The organism is Parasutterella muris (assembly GCF_009767915.1).
GTDB classification, from domain to species: Bacteria; Pseudomonadota; Gammaproteobacteria; order Burkholderiales; family Burkholderiaceae_F; genus Parasutterella; species Parasutterella muris.
Map to the genome: position 1 here is coordinate 16,695 of NZ_WSRP01000001.1, position 23,601 is coordinate 40,295.

General features: G+C 52.6%; 27 protein-coding genes. 6 read left to right on the forward strand and 21 right to left on the reverse strand.

Features of this window, described 5'->3' with window-relative positions:
* The 19 genes from E5987_RS00080 to E5987_RS00170 form a co-directional block, all read right to left on the reverse strand.
* Window positions 1–2,559, reverse strand: coding sequence for a hypothetical protein (locus tag E5987_RS00080; RefSeq protein WP_160334045.1), 2,559 nt, complete (start codon window positions 2,557–2,559; stop codon window positions 1–3).
* A complete protein-coding gene (locus E5987_RS00085; protein WP_160334046.1) occupies window positions 2,559–3,329 on the reverse strand; it encodes a hypothetical protein in 771 nt (256 codons plus the stop codon). The genes E5987_RS00080 and E5987_RS00085 overlap by 1 nt, the downstream gene beginning before the upstream one ends.
* Window positions 3,330–3,336: 7 nt before the next feature.
* A complete protein-coding gene (locus tag E5987_RS00090) occupies window positions 3,337–5,418 on the reverse strand; it encodes a phage tail protein (protein ID WP_160334047.1) in 2,082 nt (693 codons plus the stop codon).
* A gap of 3 nt (window positions 5,419–5,421) precedes the next feature.
* Window positions 5,422–6,054 carry a phage connector family protein gene (locus tag E5987_RS00095; RefSeq protein ID WP_160334048.1) on the reverse strand — a complete coding sequence of 211 codons (633 nt, stop codon included), beginning with the start codon at window positions 6,052–6,054 and terminating at the stop codon, window positions 5,422–5,424.
* Window positions 6,055–6,122: 68 nt separating this feature from the next.
* Entirely contained in the window at window positions 6,123–6,536 is a 414-nt protein-coding gene (locus E5987_RS00100; RefSeq protein WP_160334049.1) for a Bbp16 family capsid cement protein, read from the reverse strand.
* Between the two features lie 10 nt (window positions 6,537–6,546).
* Window positions 6,547–7,596, reverse strand: a complete 1,050-nt coding sequence (locus E5987_RS00105; RefSeq protein ID WP_237178658.1) for a major capsid protein — start codon at window positions 7,594–7,596, stop codon at window positions 6,547–6,549.
* A 17-nt stretch (window positions 7,597–7,613) separates the two neighbouring features.
* Window positions 7,614–8,312, reverse strand: coding sequence for a hypothetical protein (locus E5987_RS00110; RefSeq protein WP_160334050.1), 699 nt, complete (start codon window positions 8,310–8,312; stop codon window positions 7,614–7,616).
* Window positions 8,305–8,601: a Bbp19 family protein gene (locus E5987_RS00115; protein ID WP_160334051.1), complete on the reverse strand. Its 297-nt coding sequence runs from the start codon at window positions 8,599–8,601 to the stop codon at window positions 8,305–8,307. Before E5987_RS00115 ends, E5987_RS00110 begins: the two co-directional genes overlap by 8 nt.
* Window positions 8,602–8,843: 242 nt before the next feature.
* Window positions 8,844–10,538, reverse strand: a complete 1,695-nt coding sequence (locus tag E5987_RS00120; protein ID WP_160334052.1) for a portal protein — start codon at window positions 10,536–10,538, stop codon at window positions 8,844–8,846.
* A 2-nt stretch (window positions 10,539–10,540) separates the two neighbouring features.
* Window positions 10,541–10,846, reverse strand: a complete 306-nt coding sequence (locus tag E5987_RS00125; protein WP_160334053.1) for a hypothetical protein — start codon at window positions 10,844–10,846, stop codon at window positions 10,541–10,543.
* Window positions 10,816–11,268, reverse strand: a complete 453-nt coding sequence (locus E5987_RS00130) for a hypothetical protein (RefSeq protein ID WP_160334054.1) — start codon at window positions 11,266–11,268, stop codon at window positions 10,816–10,818. The genes E5987_RS00125 and E5987_RS00130 overlap by 31 nt, the downstream gene beginning before the upstream one ends.
* Window positions 11,255–11,716, reverse strand: coding sequence for a GNAT family N-acetyltransferase (locus E5987_RS00135; protein ID WP_160334055.1), 462 nt, complete (start codon window positions 11,714–11,716; stop codon window positions 11,255–11,257). Before E5987_RS00135 ends, E5987_RS00130 begins: the two co-directional genes overlap by 14 nt.
* On the reverse strand, window positions 11,716–13,266 hold the full coding sequence (locus E5987_RS00140) for a terminase (protein WP_160334056.1): 1,551 nt from the start codon (window positions 13,264–13,266) through the stop codon (window positions 11,716–11,718). Before E5987_RS00140 ends, E5987_RS00135 begins: the two co-directional genes overlap by 1 nt.
* A gap of 216 nt (window positions 13,267–13,482) precedes the next feature.
* Window positions 13,483–13,881 carry a hypothetical protein gene (locus E5987_RS00145; protein ID WP_160334057.1) on the reverse strand — a complete coding sequence of 133 codons (399 nt, stop codon included), beginning with the start codon at window positions 13,879–13,881 and terminating at the stop codon, window positions 13,483–13,485.
* Window positions 13,868–14,206 carry a hypothetical protein gene (locus E5987_RS00150; protein ID WP_160334058.1) on the reverse strand — a complete coding sequence of 113 codons (339 nt, stop codon included), beginning with the start codon at window positions 14,204–14,206 and terminating at the stop codon, window positions 13,868–13,870. Before E5987_RS00150 ends, E5987_RS00145 begins: the two co-directional genes overlap by 14 nt.
* Window positions 14,199–14,528 (reverse strand): hypothetical protein, encoded by a 330-nt coding sequence (locus tag E5987_RS00155; RefSeq protein WP_160334059.1) that lies wholly within the window; start codon window positions 14,526–14,528, stop codon window positions 14,199–14,201. Before E5987_RS00155 ends, E5987_RS00150 begins: the two co-directional genes overlap by 8 nt.
* Window positions 14,529–14,622: 94 nt before the next feature.
* Window positions 14,623–14,931: a hypothetical protein gene (locus tag E5987_RS00160; protein WP_160334060.1), complete on the reverse strand. Its 309-nt coding sequence runs from the start codon at window positions 14,929–14,931 to the stop codon at window positions 14,623–14,625.
* Window positions 14,925–17,255, reverse strand: coding sequence for a phage/plasmid primase, P4 family (locus E5987_RS00165; RefSeq protein ID WP_160334061.1), 2,331 nt, complete (start codon window positions 17,253–17,255; stop codon window positions 14,925–14,927). Before E5987_RS00165 ends, E5987_RS00160 begins: the two co-directional genes overlap by 7 nt.
* A 2-nt stretch (window positions 17,256–17,257) precedes the next feature.
* The gene (locus E5987_RS00170) at window positions 17,258–17,512 is read right to left on the reverse strand and encodes a helix-turn-helix domain-containing protein (protein ID WP_160334062.1); all 255 of its coding nucleotides are present in this window, start codon (window positions 17,510–17,512) and stop codon (window positions 17,258–17,260) included.
* A 203-nt stretch (window positions 17,513–17,715) separates the two neighbouring features.
* Here E5987_RS00170 and E5987_RS00175 point away from each other — a divergent pair, with 203 nt between their 5' ends.
* Both E5987_RS00175 and E5987_RS00180 read left to right on the forward strand, forming a co-directional pair.
* Window positions 17,716–18,411 carry a helix-turn-helix domain-containing protein gene (locus E5987_RS00175; RefSeq protein ID WP_160334063.1) on the forward strand — a complete coding sequence of 232 codons (696 nt, stop codon included), beginning with the start codon at window positions 17,716–17,718 and terminating at the stop codon, window positions 18,409–18,411.
* Between the two features lie 21 nt (window positions 18,412–18,432).
* The gene (locus E5987_RS00180; protein ID WP_160334064.1) at window positions 18,433–19,155 is read left to right on the forward strand and encodes a helix-turn-helix domain-containing protein; all 723 of its coding nucleotides are present in this window, start codon (window positions 18,433–18,435) and stop codon (window positions 19,153–19,155) included.
* A gap of 3 nt (window positions 19,156–19,158) precedes the next feature.
* Here E5987_RS00180 and E5987_RS00185 read toward each other — a convergent pair whose 3' ends face one another.
* A complete protein-coding gene (locus E5987_RS00185; protein ID WP_160334065.1) occupies window positions 19,159–19,824 on the reverse strand; it encodes a terminase small subunit-like protein in 666 nt (221 codons plus the stop codon).
* Window positions 19,793–20,056, reverse strand: coding sequence for a helix-turn-helix domain-containing protein (locus E5987_RS00190; protein ID WP_160334066.1), 264 nt, complete (start codon window positions 20,054–20,056; stop codon window positions 19,793–19,795). The genes E5987_RS00185 and E5987_RS00190 overlap by 32 nt, the downstream gene beginning before the upstream one ends.
* A 1,065-nt stretch (window positions 20,057–21,121) precedes the next feature.
* On the opposite strand from E5987_RS00190, the gene E5987_RS00195 reads away from it, so the two are divergent.
* The 4 genes from E5987_RS00195 to E5987_RS00210 are packed head-to-tail and all read left to right on the forward strand — an operon-like array spanning window position 21,122 to window position 22,919.
* Entirely contained in the window at window positions 21,122–21,274 is a 153-nt protein-coding gene (locus E5987_RS00195) for a hypothetical protein (protein ID WP_160334067.1), read from the forward strand.
* 12 nt (window positions 21,275–21,286) lie between these two features.
* A complete protein-coding gene (locus E5987_RS00200; protein WP_160334068.1) occupies window positions 21,287–22,051 on the forward strand; it encodes a hypothetical protein in 765 nt (254 codons plus the stop codon).
* 2 nt (window positions 22,052–22,053) lie between these two features.
* Window positions 22,054–22,740 carry a hypothetical protein gene (locus E5987_RS00205; RefSeq protein WP_160334069.1) on the forward strand — a complete coding sequence of 229 codons (687 nt, stop codon included), beginning with the start codon at window positions 22,054–22,056 and terminating at the stop codon, window positions 22,738–22,740.
* Window positions 22,737–22,919 carry a hypothetical protein gene (locus E5987_RS00210; protein ID WP_160334070.1) on the forward strand — a complete coding sequence of 61 codons (183 nt, stop codon included), beginning with the start codon at window positions 22,737–22,739 and terminating at the stop codon, window positions 22,917–22,919. Before E5987_RS00205 ends, E5987_RS00210 begins: the two co-directional genes overlap by 4 nt.
* Window positions 22,920–23,601: the final 682 nt, after the last annotated feature.

A 23,601-nucleotide genomic window follows, 5' to 3' on the forward strand; every position in this document is an offset into this window, starting at 1 on the left:
TTAATATCCCTCGTCTCGAATTACGGAGAACCCCTCCTGCCTGTCTGCTGTTTCGCTCGAACAACGAGCCAAGAAATAGGCTCTGAGAAACTCGGCGCCCACGGGGTCTCTCCCCTTGATCTCTCTGAAGTCCTTGCGCACCTTCTGAGCGAACGCCTCATCAAAAACGATTTTGCTTACGTCCACGTTCGGAGAGCGGTTCATCACGATCTCGCGAGCGACGTTCATGATCTCCAGGTCTGAAGGCTCGTGGCCGTACCTGTCCTTAGCGATTGTTTTGCTGATGTCTCTCACGTCAGTAAGCCCTTCGTCAGGGAGCGTGCTTGCCTTGGTACCGAAGAGCATCACGAGTTTCCCCGGGTCTGCGCCCCCCAAGCCGTTCGTCATTCGACCGACTGCCTTCATAACGCCCAGCTCGTCAGTGATGGCCGTGCCTGAAATCTGCCCCTCAATTGCGATTGCGCTCATAAACGTTTGAGCCGCATTGTTGAAAGACGTACCGTCCTTGTCTTTATCCTTGAGTTTTGCCAGGGTGGGAACCGCCAGCATGGCCTGTTTGACCTTGGAAGAAGCCGGCACGAATTCAGGCAGGACCTGCCCCTGGATGCCTGCGCGGCGTGCCAGCTCCTGTTTTTCCTGAGCGGTTCGCCCTTCGGACTGGACCTTGAACCAACGGGTTTGAAGCACTGCGAAATCACGCTCCGAGTAATGCGGGCGCAACATTTTCAGCCCGTCAAGAGAAACGGCTCTGAGCTGGTCGTCGTTCGCATAGAGAGATGCGACCGCGGGGTCTGTCGTGTCCTCGCCTCGTTGCAGTTTTTCAGCGATCGCCAGGGCGTCTGTTTGCTGTTTGCGTGTTAACTGCGCCCACGCTCTCGGGTCAACCGACGACGGGTCGCCGCCGTTCGCATACATTGTGTCGGTCACGTACGCAAGAAGATTTTCTTGGCGCTGCTTAAATTCGGCTTGCTCTCGGTTCTGCTCGGCAACGAGGCGACCAAACACGAAATGCCTGTAGCTTGGGTCCGTACGAGCCCTCGGGTCCTTTTCTAAAAGCCATTGTTCAATCTGATTCGGTGTCATCCACGTGGGCTGAGCCCTGAACGCGGCAGGAGTGAAAGAGTTCACGCTCTTGCCGTCAGCACCCTTAGCACCCGTCGAGGAGTAAGCCTCTAAGGCGTGCATACTTTGTGCGACTTTTTCCTGTACGTTCTTCGGCAGACGGTCAAACCAGCTTGCGCCCTCGGTATCCTCTTCTGCTTCTTTCTGAGCGGCTTTAACTTCTCGAGGGCTGGAATAATACGCCGCAAACGCCGCCTGCTTGTCGCCCGCGAATTGTCTCAGATGGTCCTTGTACACCTTCACGCCCATCCCAATGTTGTAGGCCTTGTCGTCTAGGAGGCGCTTCGGGTCAACGTTTTTGTCGAGCTCATACGCATTCTCGAGCGAAACGTTGGAGGCGCCGTAACGAGACCGGGCAGAGAATTTCTTGCCGTCGTGCGTAACTTCGCTCGTGTCCGTCTGAAGTTTCCCCAAGCCGTGAATGACGCCCACGGTGAAGTCCTCAAGCGCCGCAGCGTCTCCTGTGTTTGCGGGGATGCTGACGCCCTGCTCGCTGAGGATGCGGCGGACCTCTCCTCCGTTTTGCATCAGGGTGTAGCCGCTGTGCTCCGCTTTGAATTTGTCCTCTGTGATCTGCGCCTTAGCCTCTTTCACCGCAACGTCAATGGTTCTTCTCAGACGGTTGACGTCCGAGCCCAGCATTTTGCTCGAGTGTTTTTGCAAAAGGCCAAGCGCCTGAAAACCGACTGACGGGTTTGGCCCCGCATTGGACATCACACCGTCGATCGCATTGGCGTACAGATTCGACGTGTATTTGCGCCTAAAGTTTTCCCTCTGGTCCTGCGGAATACCAAGAAGAGATGCCAACTTGTCCACGTTCTCAGTGAGGCGGCTTTCCCCATCGGCCAGAAGATCGGGCTTATAGCCGTTGACTGAGGCGGCTTCGACCTCGTAGTCGATTGCAGAGGTGTAGACGCCCTTCTGATACTCCATGCCCTGATTTGCGACGTGACTCGAGACGCCGCCGTAGACCGACTGGTAGACGTTCATCGCATGGCGGTTAAAGGCAGCTCTTTGCCGACCCGTGAGCTTCTCTCCGATCTTGTCTCCGTAGGAGCGCATATCTGCGTCCACTCGCTCAACAAGCCCCCTTCCCTGATCGTCAGGCTCCAGAGCGTTCGCCTGCAAAAGCTTTCTCCAGCCGTTCTCGCCTGCTTCAAGGTCTGTAGCGTGACGCCTTAAATCTGTGATCGCCGCGGTGACTCGAGCGTCATCCTGCTCGGCCTGCACCTTTGCTACCATGTGGTCGAACCGAGCGGATGCTTTGTCCAACAGGCCATGAAACTTTGACTCCTCAGCGATCGGAATGTTAAGCGATACGGGGTTGTATCCCCATTGGTTCTCTCTGACGTGGAATCCGTCATATTTGGGAACACTGACCGAACCTCTTCTCGGCGCGTAGCCGCCCGCGGATACATCTGAAATTTCCTTAGCCATTAGGAGCCTCCAAAGTAGCGGCTCCACCTATCGGCAACAACGGAGCCTTTTTCCAACAAACTGCCTGCCGCCTGCGACACCCCTTCGCTCGCTCGGTAGTCACCCATGATGCGGGCGATTGAACCCGCGTTGCTTGCCTGAAGCCCTTGAGCCTTATAGCCCCAAGCAGAGCTGATCGCATTCAGCTTGACCGAATTCATATCGAGTCGCTTCATGACCTCAGTGGAGGCAAGAACTTCAGCAGTTGAGCCCGAGCCGATCTTCACGCCGTTGGCGCCCATAGCGACTCTTTGCTGAGCTTTGACCTGGCCGGCCTTGTAGGTCAGCTGAGCCATCTGGCTCTCGCCCTGACGGTACGCCGACTCGGCTGACATCTGCGCCATCTGTCTGTTGTTCTCGGCAATCTCTTCCTGCTTCTTGCTGACGTACTTCAGAGTTTTCCCTGTCGAGTACGCGGAATAAACCGAGCCGATCATTTGACCGATTGCCAGACCGATGCTGGCGCCCTGCATTCCGTTGCTCAGCCCCTCGGACCAACCGCTCTTCGAAGCCGTATCGGTCTTCGGAGCCGTATCGATCTTCGGAGACTCCGGAACCACGTACGCTTCGCCAATGAAACTGCTTCCTGACGGCCCTACCGGGGCTGTCTCCAACAGACTTGGCATGCCAAATTTCTGCGTCACCTCAGCAAAGGGTTCCGTTCTCGTTGTGAACCCTGTGTGACTGAAGCCTAATTTCGGCCCCGTCCTCAGTGAAAGACTAAGTGCCATGTTATCCTCATTGTGCTAAATCAACTGCGACTGAAACGATCGTCAAGGGGAGCGGGTCCACCTGACGCACACAAATCTGCCCCGCATCGTTCCAGGCGCAGTACGGCATGATTGAAATCTCTTTCTCCATCCAATCGGGAGGAGACCCGTAAGGCTCGCTCGTTCTCTGCTTAGCCTCCACTAAGTTCTCGAAATCGGGGCCGATGAAAACGCCCGAAGATTTGACGACCCGCAGATACACGTCGTTGATGTTTTTAGAGTGCCCGATACCGTAGGAGCCATCCTGAAGCTGGACCGAGGCTGGCAGCGTCTGGAAATCCGCTGTGATCGGAAGGCCCACGAACACCTTTGTTGAGGGCTGGCTCAGCGTGATTGTGCCGTTCACCACGGTCTGCTGTGGAAGAACACAGCCATTGGCGAAGATCGATACTTTCTGTCCTTCAAGCCAGGTAAGGCCCGAGATCGTCTTGGTTGCGGCGCCTTGATAAATGCCGCCGCAGTCCACGTGGAACGCGTCCTCAAGCCGGGCGCAAAAGCGCTCGTGCATGCGCTCGACGTAACGCACAACGGCCCCGTTGATCGTGCGTCTCATGCTCAAATAAACGACGTCCTCTTCGCCCTCTACTACCGTCGTCACCGACTCGACCGCTCCGTTCGTGAAGTCGTGACGGTGCCAGCCGCAGATATTTTGCTCGGGCAGATAAGTACAGCCGATCAGGGAGCCGTCAGACATTGCGCACCAAATGATCGAGTCAGGCGCTTTCGAGAGCGCCATGTCCTTGACGGGGTTGTTCTCGAAGAAATGTTCGGAACGAATGGAGATGTCGCCCGTCGAGAAGCCCGAGGCCTGCCAGTTGTAACCGAGCTCCCGTACGTGGTTGCCTCGAGCCGCCGCGTAAACCATGGTCGAATTCACGATCACGGGCTGAACCATGGAGGAGCCAATGTTTGCCTGAACCTTGGCGTCGATCGAATCAGGAGCCAGGCCAGAACCGCTCCCCGCAGAAATTCGATACTCCGTCGAGTTCGTAAGGGCTACTAGTTGTGAAAGCGGAATCAAGTGGATGATCTTAGACGCCTCCTGAGCCGCGATTGTGAACCGGATGCGATTGTCGGATTGGCTCGGGATGGTGTAGCTGAGGTCAGACTCCGTGCCGCTTCGAGTCATCCACACCGTCTGCGGGTTTTGCGGCGTCCCTGCAAAGCATCTTCTCTGCTCGAAATATGCGACAGCACTAGGGTTGCGTCCGTTGCCGAGAACCTGGTCATATCGGGGCGGTGTAATTCCGCTGTCGGCGTCCAGGTTGTCGTCGTTAAGCGAGAGCTCCTCAGTCTCGCCAATGAAACTGTAAAGACCGCCCTTGTTCTTGTACACGCGGTATCGACTTGCGCCGGCCACCGCCGACCATGTGATCGTCACACCCGAACTATTCAAATAGAGGTTGCCTTTGCAGGAGCCTATCGCGCTCGCTTCGCTCTCCTGAATGCCGTCTCCCGTGTCCTGGACGGCAGTCACTTTGTACTTCAGCGTGTAGCGGGTTTTCTCTCCCTCAGTAAGCGTCACCCCGTCGCTTGGCTCAACGGTGAACACCACCGACGTGATCGTGGGCGGTGTCAGCGGGGCTCTGAACTGAACATCAGTAAGCCGCCAATCCGTCGCGCCGTAGCGCCTCAGCTCCTTCGGTGGGTAGTTCGCATGAACGATCGTCATCACGTCCATGCTTTGGACGTAATGGAGTTCGAACAAGTCCGCCGCTCGGTAAGGGGTTGCTACCTCATAGGGCTGACCGTTAGAGCCCATTAGAGTTTGGCCGATGGTATGAAATCGGATATAGCCGTCGCCGAACTCCAGAACCATCGTCTGATCGACCGTGAACGTGAACGGAATCAGACGGCAGGGCCGATCTGCGAACTTTGCAGCACGCACAAACTGAGTGCCCGGGCGAAGCTCCACGGGGCCCTGCGGTCGGACAATGAAATTCCTGCATCGGGCTAATCCCTGCGCATACTTCGGGTCGTCAAATCTTCCGTACATCGAGGGAGAAAACTCGCCCGACGAAAAACCAACCTGAACCTTTTTAATGCCCATTGCTTACCTCGCCTTTATCCATGAAGGGACAAAGTGGATGCGCTTCTGCTCTTGGCTCGCATCCTTGGTTTTTGCGATCGACAGAGACACTTGGAATTGTTTGAACAACGCCTGAGCAAGCGTCTGACCCTCTTTGCCCTTCACCCGTGCGCCTACAAGCTGATGGGCCAAAAAGTACGCTAAGGCCACGACGAAATCAGGAGTGAAGCGGCTCACGTCTGTGTTCGAAGAAACGTACTGCACGACGGCGTTTTCAACGTTGGAATATATCTTTCCGTCCTTCACCTCGAACTCCGCCTGTGTCGGGTCGTGGTCAGGGAAGACATGTGCAAAAGGGTGCCGGAGCACGCTTTGATAGCGGTACTCCTTCACGCTGATAACCCTTAGCGAGTCAGACGGCAGTTGAAATACTTTCCTCCAGCCAAAGCCCCCTTCGTCAACAAGCTCGGGAACCGCCTTGCGCTTTGTGGCAAAGCTCCAGTCGTGCATGTCAAGCAAAGCGCGTACCGCCATGGGGTACAGCCGTCGGCAGAGTTCAGCCTGCGTGCTTTTTTCAGGCGCATCAATTGAGACGACGTTCGCGGCATCACCCAAGTACGACAGCGCTAAATTGCAGATAGAAACGACATCAGCCATTCAATGCTTCCTAAAAAGAGGGGCGCACAAAAAGCGCCCCAAAGGTCCCAAGGAGTATCTCTGAAAAATTACGAGTTGCGTCCTAGCTCCGGCGCCTGCTCGAAGGCGGGGTTGTCCTGGAAGCCCGAGGTGATGAACGCCTTAACCTTCCCTGCACTCGCCCCGCTGAAGTGAGCCTGCATGTAACGCTTGTGTCTCAGAGGAAGCGGGATGGCGACTTGCGCACCCGCCTCTCCGTCAACCAACGTCACCGCTCCCGAGCAGTCCGTGAAAGGACCGTCCAGTGTGTCGGAGTCCTGGAGTTTGAATGTGACATCAGCTCCGGCGGCTTCAAGAAGCGCCGCAACCGCAACCGGTCTGCCTTCGTCATAGCCTGTTGTCGGAGACTCCTGCTCGAAATCGATTGCGAACTTGGAGGCCTGATCGCCTGTGAGCTCATCTCCGTCCTTGTCTGTGAACAGTTCAAGAAAATCAATAATCATCGCTCTCTCCTCAATTTGTGACCTGAGCCTCGCCGAATTCCAAGGCGTCCACTCTGCGGAACGGGATACCGTCAAATTTGGTAACGGTGCGGCCGCCGACCTCTTCCTGCGTAAGCTGGACGTTGTGAATGTTCGTGCGCTGAAGTCTGAGGTATGTCTCGACCGTTCGGTTGCAGTAGAACGCGAAGCGAGCTCCGGAGAGAGACGGGACCTGAACCACGGCTTTAACTAAAAGCTCGTAGAGGTTATGGCCCGGCACTTCCTTACCGCCTACTGTTACGGAGTCGCCGTTGTTGATCGGCGGCTGAGACAGAAGCATCGACTTGCTGATATTTGCGATACGGACGACGTAACGCCAGTCGCGCAATGTGAAACCCACGTCCCACGAGAAGTGAGTCTTGAACACACGGTACTCGCCGCCGGCTTCGTCGTATGCGGCTTCCTCACCGATGTCATTCTTCTGAAGCCCCGCGGGGGAGCCTTCTGGATAGATGCAGTGCGCAGTGTCAGGACCCCAGCCGATCAGCCAGATGGAGGTCAGATCGTCACCCGTTCCGCCCGCATCAATCACGTTCACGGCGTTGGCGGCCTTCTTCGGGTTCAGTGTGGAGTAACGCGGAGCCAGACCGAGGAACCGTTCAGGATTCTTGGATGTGTCGCCGTACAGTAAAGTGCGCTGGAACTCGCGGCTCATGGATTCAATGAAGGGGTGCTCTTCGCTAACGCGCCACGACTCCTTCATGCCATTCATCTCGGCAAGCTTCTTGTCCACCACGGCGAACGCTTCAAGCATGCCGCATGTATCGAACACAGACTTAACTTGAGACTTGGACGGCTGAACACCGTAGTTCAGCATTCTCCAGGCGACTGTCGGCAAACCGGAACGGACTGTCGTCTTGTGAGAAAACTTGTTGTTGCACTCCACCCATGTGGCGTCCGGAATCATTTCATTTGTGAGGTCCAGAACCTCTTTGATCTCGATCAGATCGCCGTTTTTATCCTGGCGGTCAAGCAGATCGGTAAGGTTCGGATTGCGAGGCATCGGCTTAATTTCAGCCATCATCGTTCTCCTTTAAATTAATCGTCAACGACCATGTTCGAGTTCGGGTAGCGACGGCGCTTCGGCGGGTTTGCCGAGGCGTTTCCGTGAACACCCGAGTCCTGCTGCAAGGTCTTCCCGAGTCTGAAAAAGTGTCGAACGACTTCAGGGTGGTTGCCCAGCCCGGAAGCGTTCAGGATGGTGCGAAGCTCAGGGGTCGCGAATTCTCGATAGCCCGAGATTGCAACCGCCTTGTTCGCCCCGAAATTCGCACCGCCGATCTCGGGGTCCTTTTCACAATCCAACGCCCATTGCTCGGCCTTGGACCGTAAATCGTTCATCATGTGCGCTCTTGCTGTCGGCACCATCGCCTCAAAAAGCTTTTGGGCGTTCTCCTGAGAAAGGCCTACAGACTTAGCGGCGTCTGCAAACTGCTGTACGGACTCAGGTGTGTACTCGTTGCCGTTCACATCTCTGAAAGCCTCGTAGGTCTCAGGAGCACTCTGAGCTGTCTCCTGCTCCTGCGTCTGAGGCTCGGCCTCTTCAGCGGCCTGATCTCCGCTTCCAAGCAGGGTGTCCCCCATCAGGCTCTCAGCTGTCTGCTCGCTTCCAGAAGGTGCGGCCTGAGTCTCAGCCTGAGCCTGGTTCTCTGTTGCCTGCGCGGCCTGTTCTGCCGCATCTGGAGCCGCAGTCTGCGCGGTTTCTTGGTTCTGAACTTCCTGACTCTCGTCAGCCATGCTCGTTCTCCTTCATCATCAGTGTGTAGTTTTCGGGACAAATCTCGCTGATCTTTGCCATGAGCCTGTAGCCCATGTCCTTTTTCCCTTCAGCGTGCGCCATCGCAAGCGCCATGTAGTGCTCACGCTCCTTAACCTCCACGAAGGTCGTGCGCAGAACACCTGAGTTTGCGAGAAGCCAATGGACGATACGTCTGCCTGAGGGTGCACTCATGAGCTTTCTGAAGTCGTCCTTGAAGAGCTCGTCCCTTCCGGCTTGAGCTTTGATTCGCTCGTCTCGTGTACTCATCGAATCAGACTCCAGACAAATGCAGCTTCGATAACAACCACCATCCAAAGTGCGCATCTCGTCCACATGCGCATTTGTCCTTTCTCGTTGAACAGTAGTTTTTCCATAATGCTTAGCACTCGCTCTGGTATATGTTGAGAATTTCCTAAAGTCTTTTCTCGACACCGCCGCTGAGGTCCAATCAGCGGCGTTTTTATTTCCTGAAGAAACTCTACCTAAGCGGTTTCCTCTCAATGCAACACTTAGTAGCCGCTGAACGCTGAGTAGATTTCTCCCGAATCCGCAGACCTCAGACTGTCATCCAGTGGTTGGCCTGCTTGCGCCCCTCCTAAGTTCTTCATGATTGCCGAAGCCTGCTCGGCGTTTGCGAGCTGTTGCGCCTGCGCCTGAGCCTCTGCCCTCTGCTGACGGATAAGCGCAACTCGTTCACCTGGAAGAATCAGTTTCGGGTCGATACCCAGAACGTCCGAGTAATAGTCAACCCAATAGTCGCCGTCGAATTTGTCCAGCATCTCGGGCTTCATGTTCGCCAACACGCCTAGGTTCTGAGTGAATCGGTCCACCGAGTTCGTTGTCACGGCCTTTTGCGCCTGAGCAAGAACCGACACAAACTCAACGTTCAGGTCAACACCTTCCAGCTCCTGCGGAACGGGTGGGATGAGACCCACTCGAAGCAGTCGGTCAAACGTCATTGAGATCAGACGATCGTTCAGCTCAGCGTTCAGGCGCTCAAGAACAGGCCCCAGCATCAGCATCTTCTCCTCGTGGCGCTCGGCAATCTCTGTTGCGGTCGCTCTCTGAGAAGCGGGCATCCCCGTAATCATTAAAAAGATGTCCTTGTAGAAAGCCTCGTCGATTCGGCGCCGAGTGTCCTGAATGTCCTGAACCAAGTAGTCAAGCCGCAGGTTCACCTCGTAGGCAGAGCGTATAGCTTGGACCTGAGCGATGTTGTCCGCGTACACGACGCCGCCCGGTACCAGATTCGCTTCCTGGTTGCGCATGTCGGCGCTCGCAACTACTGCGGGGTCAGCCTGCAACGCGATTGCCTTGGACTTATAAAACTGCTCCTGCTGAAGCTGACGCAAGTCTCCTAACGCCTCCATGCCCGGGCCTGTCCCGTATATGTCGCCTCCTGTGACGTTCCAGCGAGCCGCAAGAACAGGGAACTGATAGAAGCCTGTCTCACGAAGCACACCGCCGTAGGTCCTATCGGCTTTGGAGCTCTCGAAATACACCGAGCGGTACGGCATGTTTTTTGCGTCTCTGCGCGAAGGGTCTCGATAGTCTCTTGGCTCAATGGCGTTAACCACGTCAACCCATTTGTCGTAGTCACCTCGGTCGTACAGCTTGCGCACTTCAGGCGAGACGTTCGCATAGCCGAACTCCGCAACAAGCGCAGAGACTGTCAGTCGGAACTCTCGGTACAAAGTGTTGACGTTTCCACGAGCGTCTGTTGCGAGCGCGAACTCCCCGATCGTCAGCGGCATGCAGTGAATCACGGACTCAAAGTCATCAAGCAGAACAACTGCTGTGGTGCCGAAAGCTCCGAGCTCCTCGTAGGCCATCTGTAATGCGCGGTAGGTGTTCGACTGATTGAACACCATCTGCATTAGCGTTGTGACTTTGCTCGACCATTCCTTAACGGCGTAGCTCTCGTCCAGCTTCGGGTCCTTGGTCGTCAGTCGAAACCACGGGCGGGCAGGACTTGTCATCCCTGCCATCATGCCGCCCGATAGCGTGCGAAGCGCTCGGGTGCCCGAGTTGTCGAGAATGGCTCTGTGGCGCTTGTCGCCCTTGTTATTGTCTGAGACAAGGAAGCGCCCCGCTCGAGGAATGAGAACCTCTGATATCTCCTGCCAATGCGGCATCCAGGTTGAGCGCTCCTCTTTCAGAGCTTCCCAGCGGCGAGCGCATTGCTTGCGCAGACTCGTTTCCATCATCAGCCTCCTAAGAGGGAGCTAACCCCGCCAAGGCTGAGCTTGTCCCGTTCAATGCCGCCGGCGCCGGTCAGCATTGTCGCTGAGGAGTCTCCTTCCTGAGCCGAGTCAAGAATGGAGCTCACGTCCACCTCGTTCTGGTTGGCTCGGTTGAACTCCTGCTGTTGCTGGTTCAACTGCTGAGCGCTGGACTTCGCCTGCTGGTCAGCCGCCCGCTTTGTCGCTTTACTCTGTTTTTTGCTGGAGTAAATGGACGCTCCCGCGGCCACCGCCGCAGTTACAGCTCCAACGATAGCTGCTCCTGACATTTCTTCTCCTTCCTTGTTAAAAGCCTTTCGGGCTCGTCTGTAAATTCAGCCTCCGCCTCCTCAACGGTTTTCGCCTTTGTGGGAAAACACATTGAGAACGCCGAATCGGTTATGGCGTATGCGGCGGCCCTTCGCCCCGCGAGTCCTTCGAGCACGTGATACCCCTTGAACTCGCGGGTGGTTGTTCCGTCGGTGATCTGAAAATGGCCCGCACAAATCAGCTGAGTCTCAATCTTCAGCTTGAGCCCGACAGCCACGCATCCTGCGGGCACGTATAAGGTTCTCGTGTACACGCCCGCGTGCAGGTGGTGCTCGGTTCGCACCTGAGGGGGCGCCGGGTACTTAGCGACCTCCTCGCAGAGCGTCTCGAAGTACTCGTTCACAGCAGGCGTCACCGGCCCCATGGGTTCAATCGACGTCATCACACTTGCACCAAAAAGCGTTGTGGGTGTGCACCATCCCGAGGTGCTCGCACAGCTTGTCAAGCGAGGAGCCCGGAGGCGCCATGAAGGAGCACCCGGGAGCGCCAAGCGTCCAAGCTGTCTTCTTGATTTCTTTTAAAAGCCGAAGACCCGTCACGCCTTTGCGCCAGGCCTTGCGCAGGTAGAACGACTCCACCGCAACGATTGGGAACGGATAGTGCTGAGACTCCGCAAGCAAGAGCCCGACAACCCCTACAACCTTTCCTTCGTCGTAAGCCGCTATGCAAAAGAGATTCCCTGTGTACTCGAGCTTGCGATAGCGCTCATACTGAACCATCGGGTCCCCGATCGCCTTGTTCGCTGTCTCCTGCGTGTACTCGTTAACCAAATCAGAAAAGCCTTCCGCATGAAAAAGCTCCTCAAAGGTTGTGTGCTGAATTTGTACCATTACCGTCTCCTCAGACAATCGAACGGGTCAAAGCCCCGCCGACCGTTGGCCTGCGAGCGCATCTTGAGTTCACCCAATGGGGTGTACTCCTCGACCTTAAAGGCGAATGTGAGCGCCAAAGCGTCCGCCGCGTCAGGTGATCGAAGACCCCGCTTTTTCATTTCCTTCTTAGTTTCAAGCTTTACCTGACCGCCCGGAAGAATGTCGTACTCGGGTGCGATCAAATCCTCAACCAACTCGCGATCGTCCGGTATCGTCCCTCCGTCAGAGAGCCACTGCTTCATGCGACCCCACATTTCCTCTCGTTTACGGGAGTACGTCTGAGGGTCGTCCGCCTTCTCGCCGAACTGCACGCCCCTGACGGGGTAGCCATCATCGCGCAGCATGTCTTTCGGGCCGCCGCCCACGCCGCCCTCATCCACGAAGATGAAGATGCGGTCAGCGGGAAAACCGAGCTTTTTAACGGAGTCAAAATGCGCCTTCACCTTTGCCACGAGCTGAGTTGTGGAGAGTCCGTGATAGCGCTTGATCGGAAGATAGCCTCGGCCAATGCGGGTGTAGATCACGGAGTCGTCGTCGCCAAAACGAGCAACGTCCACTCCGATAATTGCTGAAGTCGCAGTGTTGTGACTGATGCTGGTTTTTGCCGCCTGCTCTGCAACATCCGTAGGAATAAACTGCATTGAGGAAACGGACGGGAACTCTCCTCGGACACGCACTCGGAAGAAGTCCGAGTCCTCCCCGTACTCGTCGGCCCATTTAGCGATCTGCTCTTTGTTTGTAATCTCAACTGTTCGAGAATCGATATTTCTCAGGTTCCAGTACTGCTGCTTCTTGTAGTTATTGAAGCAGGCGTGAAAGGTCCCTGAAGATCGGGTCGGGTTCCCGAAAAGAAACATCATGGGTTCTCCGTCGGTGAGGCCGCCTTCAGCCACCTCGTAGACCGCCTCAGGGATAGCGGATGCTTCGTCGAAAATGTAGAACGGTGTAGAGGATGCGGCATGCAGACCTGCGAAGGACTCGGCGTTCTCTTCTTTGCAGGTGAGCGCGTCCACGCGCCAAGACTCAGGTGACTCTTTGGATTCAATTGAGCCCGCCTTAACTTCGAACATGTCAGCAACTAGTGAACGCTTCAGCCACTTTTTGATTTCCGCCCATGTCTTGGTCTCAAGCTGGCTTGCCGTGTTTGCGGTCACGACGCCCTTACAACCGGGACGCGTTGCAAGAATCCAGCACACGAGCCAAGCCGTGACACAGCTCTTTCCGATGCCGTGTCCGGATGCGATCGCGTAGCGCAGAGGCTCCACGGCATGCGAGCCGTCGAAGTTTCTTTGCTTAACCTCTTGGCCGATATCCTCTAAGAGCTGACAGGCCCATGCGTCGGGACCGTACTGAAACTTCGGATACTTAGAGAGCCACGGCTCTTTCAACCGAACCACCGACGTCTCAGGCGTCTCGCCCCAAGGAAAGGCCCAAAGGACAAAACGGAGCGGGTCCGCATAGCAGCGGGCGAGCTCCTCATTGAAAATTTCTTCAATCCTTTTGTTCATGCCTTCTCCGACTTTTGCGAAGAAGTATGTCGGATTGGCTTTCTCTCAATGCAACAAAGCCCCGAGAGCGGGGCGGATCGTCATAGCACTTAGCTAGTTCGAGATACACATCATCTTGGATTACGGACGTAGAAAAGCCCACCGATTACGATGGGCATATCTTGATGTAAAAAACAGCGTTATGTAGACAGCGATCGCTCCTGGCCTCACCCAAAGCTAAGCTCTGAACGGTGGCTCAACAATAGGGAAACTTGTCACTAACCCCGAAGACAGGATGTTGTGCTGCAAGTAGAAACTAAGCATATGGTAGACCGGTTTAATAAAATTGCCGTAAACAAAGTCCTCTGCTTTTTCCTTTTCTGTTAGAGGCTCCATAAACCAGAAAGCAGCCCGTCCAGTGCAGGAAGCTGAGTAAATTTCCTTATCGTCAGAACTCACACCTCTAACCATTAAGGTCCCTTCAACTACCAGCTGTTTTCCATCTTCTCGAAATTTTGTAGTAACAGGAAACGAGATCAGAGAGCGCCCTTCCACTCCATCGAAATTCGTAAAGGTCGGATTAATGTTAAACGACAGCGAAGTGATAACCAAAGGGTCTTCTTTAAGAATACGCATAGCAACCTACACTCCCATAAACTCTCGGAATCTTTCTTACCTTAGCCGGCATACAAAGAAGACATTCAGCCTCCTCGTTTCTCTCTTTCCGATACCGCCTCTCCGAATTTTCCCAAAAAATCTGGGTGCCTCCGATAGATTCAGCTAATCTTTTAGCAAGAGAATCAGACAGCGCAAGCTCTCCCGACAGGAAAGAAGTAAAGTCCACCTCGCCGAGGCCTAACGCATCACGAAGCTCTTCGCGCTTTACAATCCCATCTTCTATCGCGTCTCTGGCAACATCACCAGGGGATGTAATCCATTTGCCGGTTGCCATATTAATCATGGTAGTTCCCAATGTATTCAACACAAATAATAGTGACTAATTTTTCGCGCTCTTTTAGTCCACAAACGCCCGTTTCCGGTAGGCGAACAGAAAAAACCAATCTCATTTTCTTATCCAATTTAAACGCCATTTGTCCAGCTCTGTCTCCTGTTAGTACGTGTAGATGACCGAGAGGCGGAACATCTTCCATACTTGGGGCGTCCTTTAGAGAATCCAAATACGTATAGAGTTTCCTGGCACAGTGCTGACCAAGTTCAGCTTGAGCTCTTCTTTGGTCGGTACACAATTGTTCAAGATAAACGGTTGCGTACTCAACTTGCATTACTTGTCTCTAAAAATCAATTCGCTTGCATAAATTATATTTTATTTTTGTCCCTCCATTGGATACTTAGAGGCCCCGAGGTCGGGGCTTCATGCTACTGCTCGTTGGTGAGTTCTAGGAAGGCATCCTCGGAGTCTTTGAGGAAATCCGCAAGACACATGAGCAAAAGTCTCACCCCTTCGATTCTGAGCCAGACATCCTCCTCTGTAGCCTCTGAAGCGAGCGCCTCCTTCATCAGCTTACGCACCGCCTCCTTGCGGGACGCGGCAGTTCCGTCAACCCAATTGGCTGCATCGTAGTCACCTATGAACGAGTAACCGAGCGTGCCTGTAATTTTCTTCCTGAGTGCGAGCGGCTGGGACGCCATCAGCTCGACAAGATCTTCTGTTGAAATAACTACCATAAATCCTCCTTATCTTCTATCAACTTGGCTCCATACAAATAGCTATACCGATGCGCCCCAGCTTTTATCGTGTACCCTCGTTCTTTCAGTCTTCTCGTTAACCATTGAGAACTTTGCTTTGTCTGCCCGCTTTCCGCCGCCCAAATCTTGAACGAGGCATAAACCTCACGCATAGGCACCTTGTAGTCTTTTTCCGCAGATTCCAGGCAATCTTCAATCCAAGTACCGACAACATCCTCCTCGCCGCGCCACTTATTAACGGCTTGTTTCAGGGCTGCCGGAGTGGCCAAGCCATACTTCTTGTACTTTCGCACACCCTCCAAAATCCAATTCAAAATCCCAGGGGCCTCCTTGAGGAGCTTATCCTTGAGATTCTCATCCTTCGTATAGTTTGGGTCCTTGTCGAAGCTTCGAGGGAATTCAATCAGAACAATGCGCCTCCAGGCCCCGTCGCTGTCATCGGCAATCTCGGGCAGGTGGTTCGTACAGACAATGACGGTGTGCGTAGGATTAAACTCAATCGGCGATTGGTACATCTCACGAGCGGCAATTCGCTCAGTCCCCGCAAGGCGCTTCAGCATCTCGCTTTTAACCTTGGCGCCTTCGGTCAGCTCCTCGGCTAGGGCGAGGCGGGCGCCCTTAAGCTTCACCACCTCAGGCGAAAGACCTGTTGAAGAGGATGATCTTTTGTCTCCAAGAGACACCAACGTTTCAGGCTGCATGGCAACACCGTACGGCCCGAAAACTTCAAGCAGAACCGACGTGAGGGTTGATTTCCCGTTACTGCCGTACCCGTGGAAAAAAGCAAGCTTGTTTTCTTTCGGGTCCCCTAACGCTATGTACCCCATAAACCTCTGGAGATAGTCAACGACATTTTCATCTACAAGGCATTCAAGCAGTGTCTTCTCCCATAGGGGGCACTTGGCTTTTTGGTCAAACACTACAGGGGAGAATTTGGAGACCATTCGGGATGCGTCGGGAGCAAGGAGCTCGCCAGTCTCAAGGTCAATGTCTCCGTTTGCCACGCCAAAGTAGCGGGTGTTTGTGTCAAAATCCTCGTCCCTTACAAAGGCGCCCTCGCCTCCAAAAAGGAAGAACGACTGCGTGATCTCTCTCACATAACGCACAGGGTTCTTTTCAAATGCCGCGTAAAACTTAGCTCTTGACTTCAGCTGTTCGGGGGTCGGGGCGTCTTGAACAAAGCGCTTATACTCGTCCTCAATCCTTTCCGAGAGTACCGACTCGGCAACATCAATGGGGGCCTTAACCCAGTGGGGGCTCTCAAAAAAGTAGCAGACTGCTTTGTCTCCTCGGCGTCTTTTAAGGTACGAGCCGAGAGAGCGTATCAGCCGCTTGGCAATGTTGAGGACGTACATCTGCCTCTCGTTGCCCTTGTTGTTCTTCTGATACGCAGCAATGATCGAGCCGATAGTAACCGGTTTACTCTTGTCGTCGTGAAAAGAGTTCCAGGTCTTCGCGCAGTCATCGAGTCCCTTATAGTTCGGGGCGCTGGCGCTCCACTTATCCCACAGTCTGAGTGCTTCGTCCGAACCTTCAAAGTGGTGGTGCAGTGCCATGCCTGCTTTGTACCAGCTGTCGCGGTCGACATTACTGAGGCCTGAACCCATCAAGTACTCTTCAGCCTCTTCAATCGTAAGTTTTCTCAGTACAAGCGGGGCGGGTTCCCAATCGTCTGCATCGAACGTGTTTATGTCAAAGCTCTTCTCTTTCGTATCAATTTCAAAGCCTCGTCGCTCAACGATTTCCACGAAGGCGGTCAGGGCCTGTTGTATTTGCTCGCTTGTTAAAAGCGGAAGCTCCTCAGCTTGCGTCTCGATAAGCGGTATCTCCGGCCAAATGTACGGCTTGTGAGTGTCGCGGTGGATGTGGTATGCACATAACTGCCCCCCGGCACCGATAACCTCAAGCTGAGCCTTGACGCCGTCTTTTATAAACCTAGGAGTAGTCTCTTTTTTCGCACCCGCTTCTTCCATTCGGAAGAGAAGCGCGTACTTTGGCGCCTCGCCGATGCGCTTATAGAGCGTGTACTCGAAACCGAAGTGCTCCTCAACCCACGATTCAAACTCTTTACTTACCTCTTCGTCGTAGGAGTCCACGTCTAAAGCATGGACCGGCACCGAGCCGACGCCGCACAAAATACCGACTCCAAAACTGGCTGGTGCCGCCCTGCACTCCTCCTTGGTACGGGAGCGTTTGTTCCAATCCTTTTTACGTGGACCTTTACTTCCGAGAGGTATAGCACAGATGTGATAGCCGAGATCGATCAGCTGAGGGCCAATTTCTCTGATATTAGAAGTTGTCATGTCTAGCCCTCTAGTTTTCTCTCCATCTCGGCAAGACTGACCGCGCGTTTCAACTCGCTTTCATAGTACGACTGAAGTTTCCCTATGGTCCTAAAACTGAAGGCACTGTCGCGCCGCATAACGTTGTACACCTGCTGAGGAGAAACTCCTGCCGCCTCAGCAATCTCTGCCGGAGACCGTCCTAGTTTTGACAACTTCTCAACTAAGATGACCGACCTTTCGTTTCTTGTCTCGATACCTGCATCCGCTCGTCTCACTCCTTTACTCCTTTACTCCGACGGCATTACTTGAATATTAAAAATAACAGTACTTAACTTTTACTTACTTAGTATATCTGAAATTTAAAAATTGATTTTCCAAGTTTGCAATATATTTATGGAGAAATTAGTGCAATTTTAGTTATACTTTACTTATACTTATAAAAAATCCCTCTAACTCAATTAACTAAAAGGTCGTCAAAATGGAATTCAACGGCGCAAAAATTAAAGAGTTCGCCGACAAGAAAGGCATCTCTATGTACGCGTTAGCCAAAGGAACAGGCCTTACGCAAGCAACACTCAGCAGAATCGTTAACTGCAAGATCGAAAAACCGAGAGATAAAACCTTAATCGCGATTGCAGATTTTCTTGGAGTTTCTCCACGCGAACTCGGCTTAGATACCAACCTTGAAGGCACTAAAGTCGAAAGAGGTCCGGTTGTGCCCGTCTACTCTCCCCGAGAACTTGCTCGCTTCGTCCGAGGCGACAAACAGCAGGAACCTACAAGACTGATAACCTACCCGTTTACAGACACCGAAGACGCCGACGACGTTCTTCTTTCCGACTTTGCGGGAATTGTGAACTCAGAACTGCTTTGCCTTCGGGTGTGCGGGCTGTCCGCTTCCCCGCTTTATGAAGACGGAGACTTAGTTTTCATAAAGTACAGCGAACTGGATGACATCCCGGTAAACGGGGAGGAAAGGGTCGCAGTGTGTCTATTAGGAGACAAAGAGAACGAGTACGCAGCCATCCGAAGAATCTCCGCTGACGAGAGCAGTCTGAACGACTTTTGGGCAAGACCTATAAACCCTGACTATCCAGATCAGACGGTTTATCAGAATCCCTTAACCATAGGTACTATCGTAGGTTTTATCGGTAAGCCTCGGTCCATTCGATAACGCTTTCATTCGGAGGCATCCGTGATTACAAGAACAACAGCTCAAGAGTCTGTGGCCGAGCGCATCAAAGCAGAAATGGAAAGGAAAAATCTAACCGCTTACGCTTTAGCTAAGGCCTGCAACATGCCGCCGTCCACAATCTCTCGCATCCTTTCCGGCCAGGCTCACCCGAGACCTTCTACTCTGGCCTTGATTGCGGCCACACTCGAGACAAGGATTGTCAACCTTATCGGCGAGAAAAAGGCAAAAGCTCTTATGTCTCAGAACCCCGTACTAAAAGCGATCCCGAACAAGCGTATTCCGCTTATCACCGCAGAGACGGCGTACTGGATTGACGACTCTCGAGACGACGAAGCCGAGAAGCAGTCCGGCGCAAACGTTGTGTGGCTCCCCGGGCTTCCCGATCCGGAGGTGAGCGGTTTAGTTGACTTCTGCATTGTCGCCCCCGACGACGCTCTTAGCCCGAAAATCCGCAAGGGAGACTATCTGTACTTCAGAAAAACCTCTTCAAAAGATCATGTGAGAAGCGAAGATATTGTCGCCGCTTTGAAGCGCAATATCGACGGGGGCTATTCGCTCAGCATAAGAAAGTTATTTTTCCTGCAAGGCGATGAAGAACTTCTTCTACCGTCCGAACAGATGAGGCCCTACTACAAAGAAATAATCCTTTCTTCCTCAGAGAACGGCAAGCAGGACGTCAAAGTAGTAGGAGCTCTAGTCGCAAGACTCTCCGTTCAACGATAAAGGCTAATCCAGTCCTTGCAGCCGTCTGCGAGCCGCCAAAATACCGGCGGCTCTTTTGTCTGTGACGTCAACGGAAATCTTGTCCCCGTAGCGCTCGGGAGCCCACTTCTTCAGAAGCTCCACGCGAGCGTAAAACGCCAGTTTGCGGGCGTAAGTGTTGTCGCCTCTTTTGCGGACAACCACTCGCTTTCCATCGGCAAGCTCCGTCTCCGCAACCTCTTCACACGTTATCGGACTCGAAGCGATCAGAAGTGCTTCATCGGCCAACGCGTCCATTCCTACAGCTCTGGCCTCGTCGTATCTTGCGGCAAAGCTCGGGTCCTTTTTCCTGCGATGGTAGATGTCGTTATAGCTGAGGCCTGCCATGTTCAGCCAGACGCGGATGATTCCACCCTGCATGAGAAAGGCAAAAAGATGCTCCTCACGCTCGGGCGACCACTTCTCTCCGACAATGGCGGGCGGCACCTCTGTGATCGGTTTTGTGTATAAGGGGGCGATTGCTTCGCTCATATGGACTTTCTGCTCCCAGGTTGCGCGTTTTGCTTTGGGCGGCTTCTTGGCGCCGGCAATGTGGTTTACCGCCTGCTTCACCGTCTTCGGCGTGTACCTCGGGTCGGGCTTCTTTGGGTAAAGCCTCTCAAGCGTTTCCTGCGCAGTTTTTCGTGCCATATTCCCCTCGCATCCATCGGGCCACTGCCTGACCCCTGCTTTCTCCGCTTAACCAGCGGCAAATAGTTGATTTCGGTATCTCGAGTTTACGAGAAATTTCTGATAGAGAAAAACCCTCGTAACTGAGCTGGATTGCCATCTCAACATCCCGATCGGTGAATTTTGCACGCGGATGCTCCTGACCGATTCGTCGGCCCGCAGAGTTGAACGCTATCCAGCGGTGCAGCTTCATGATCTTGGTCTCCGAGAGGTTTTTTATCCTTTTACAGAAGTCTAGCACGATTGACTTCTAAAATCGACAGGAAAGCATCAAATCGTCGATTTAAGAGACTTTTATTCTTTGGTCGATAAATTCCTTATCTGAAAATTTAAATGCAGTGATGAGCTTAAAAAGCGTCTCAAAATCGATTTTTGAAATTTTTCAATTTTTTTTTGAAAATGGTTTTTCTAAGCCCGCGGAGTTCACAGGAGGTTCCCCGCGGACTGGCAGCCAAATTGGGCCCCACCCCTACCTGACGGAAAGCGCGGCCGATCACCCATCCAAGCGGGAATCGCGAATCACCCCGCCAAAAACCCGTGCTATTCAATATAACCGCTATTATGTTGAGTAAATTCAATTAGTTAATTACGATCACCCGCGGGGGTTTAGGGTTCACAGGCGCGCTACTTTTCTCGTTTTCTCGGCTGGAGTTAGGGAGCCTGAAACGCTTGCAACCTATCAACCTGTGCAACCTGCCAACCTGTGCAACCTATCAACCTATCAACCTGTGCAACCTATCAACCTGTGCAGCCTGTCAACCTACCGACCTACCAATCTACTGGCGCCGCCCTATCTCCCAGGTGTGTATTTTTGCAGCCGGTGAAAATACGAAAAATAACGGCGGTTTTTAAAAACTTTTCCTATATATGTATGTTTCTTTATCCTCTGTTCTATTTATTTTTCTACATACGCGAACTTTAGAGAAAATATAAAAATAATTCGTATATTCACCTGAGCGAACCCGCATAAATTTACACACTCGCAAGAATTAACGTATTCAGGCCTGAACCTGCATAAATTTACGGATATCCAACCCGCAAAAATTAACGGGTATCCAACCCGCAAAAATCAACGCCTATATAAATAGACCCACTACCGAGGCCACCGCCTAACAAAACGTCTAAGTATTTTCCCTAAAAAATCAAAGATACTTGATTTTTCATACTTACATCTATTGCATTAAAACTAAGTAAGTGTTATATTTGCAATCGTGATAGTTAATCACGATACTTACATTTAGTTTATAAAGGTTTAAATATGACACTTTCTAAATCAATCTCCCGCGCGATCATCTTCGCTCTGGTGGTCCCGTTCTCTGCTCTGGCATTGATCGCCGCCCCGATCACAATCGCCGCCCCGTTCGTTATCACAGTGGCAGCGCTCGCGGTCATCCTGTCAACAATCATCTAAGGGGGGCCGAAAATGACAAACAAATTAAACCCCTCCGCTCTCGCAACCGCTATCATTGCCGCCGCTGAAAATAACGGCGATGCTACTGTTTTGGACCTGACCCACGCCCTCGAGGTGGTGGCTAATCTCCAGCCGCGCAGTGTTGAAACATCTCTGTCCGATTTCGCGGCTGAATTAGGCGACGCAACCCCCGATACGTATATCAGCGACGCAATTAGTCAGTTTGCAGATAACGCGGTTGATATCTATAACTACAATCTCACCACTTGGCTGTATAAATCCAACAGCGCCCCCAGATGGATGGAACGCGTTGTTAATGAGGGTTTATATCCTGTTGACGCTTATAGTTTCTATGACCACATCCGCGCGGCTCAATACTGCCAGTGTGACACTGAAATTAGAGACAACCGACCGGCCGCGCTGTTCCACTATGCACTGTTGAGACTAGCGCCCCTGTATAAGGGTTTAACTCGTGAAACGATTGAGGCGCTCGGTGATATCGACTATGACAGTTTCGAAACTATCGAGGAGCTCAATCGCGCGATAGATTCAGTGATTGACCCCTATTGGTTGGAGCTGGCACTAATTAAATGCGTCTGCTTCTGCCAGTGCTGGACATATTCCGAGATTGCCGCTCTGCTGCGCTCCTACGGACTTCCGGGGAGGAATGTTTTAGATCAATTGACCCCGTGGGAGGAATCGCGTGCAGCTAGCACCGTTTTAGCTGAGATTATGAACATTACGGCCGCCGCCCGTAACACTGAGAAGGAGGAATAATCATGACTGCTAAATTCTCATTCCTCGCCGCGCTTGCAGCTATGGACGCCGCCGCGCTTGCTGAAACTGTAGCTATACCGATTCCGTTTTGCGGTTTCTACGAGAGTGCTTTATCTGGTTTTATCGACGATGAAATCGACTCAGCTATCGAGTATGAAAATACCGAAACGGGCGCTAATCTCGATTCAGATGATTTCAACCTCAGGCCCTCTATCCGTATCAATCTCGCAAATAAATACGCTGGTTTTTATCCCGATTGGCTGAAGGAACACACCTCGGAAATTGACGACGGCGCCAGCGTTGATATCGCCGTATCGTTCGATCATCTCGACTCACCGGCCTATTACAACTATCGCACTGATTATCTGTATTGCAAGATCAGCCGCCGCGATGTTCTGCGCTGTGGCGCCTGGCTGGAATCACGCGATAAAAACTATTTTGCTGACTATGTTTATGGAGTGCTAAAACCTCGCTCCGGTTTCATCCCGCGCTATGACAACGATATCGATCGTTGGGAGGATTGCAGCGCCTGGAGTGGTGTCCAGTTGAGTTTAGTTTTAGACGCGCTGCAATCTTATTTAGAACGTACCGAGGACGTTTATCCGGCTGATCTGAGTTTTACGGAATACCTGAATGAATCCAGCCAGATAGCGATCTGGGATTATATGGAACGGAGGGCCGCGAAATGATTACTAGTTTCAGAATTCAGACGCCCGCGGGCGGCCGTGAGGTTTATTCACCTGGTTTAATCGTTGGCAACCGTGTTTATTGGACACGTGAAACCGACCGACCCGGCGCCCCGATCGATACGCGTTTATTACCGGTCACGGCCCGCCGCCGCGACGTTGTGGCAGCGTTCAGAAAATAACGCACCTGGAGGACTCCGGCCGCCTCCTTAAATCCGGGCCGGGGGTTCTATAAGCCGATTTATTAGAGTCGGTTTATAAAACTAAAAGCGGCGTTAACCCGCCGCCCGCTCTTTAAAAACTTGTGAATACTTTACGGCTTATCTGTTTTGTTTTTATCTCGTCTTTCTTTTAAAACAGGTATAACGAAAGTGCTATATAGAAGTTCGTCACTGTTAAGAAGGTTATTGAGAAAACTATTAGACTCACAGTAAACCCCTTTAGTGGATTTACAAAAATAAATCAACGTTTTTTTAAAATCCTCTTTACAGTTCACTCTAGCAGCTTTCGCGATGGTCTGGACATCAGATATACCGTCGTCAGTGGTGGCTACAAAGGTATGAATACAATAATTTAGTAGGGTTCGATTTATTTGATATTCTGTCTCATAGTCAATTGAAGATTTATCAGGAGTCACCTTTGGAGCAGCCGCGCTAATTAAAGGGATAAGACAGGCTAAAACGAGAAATATATTTTTCATAACGAGGGATATAGTTGCATAGACTTATTAATGCAAGTATACAGCCCTCAAGAGTGCACATATTGACAGCGTAAAACGGCGGTTGTATTCTGCGATCAGGTTCTAAACAAACCTGGTACACAGCGGAAAACACCGCCCCGACAGATAAGCGGCTATTTTTATGC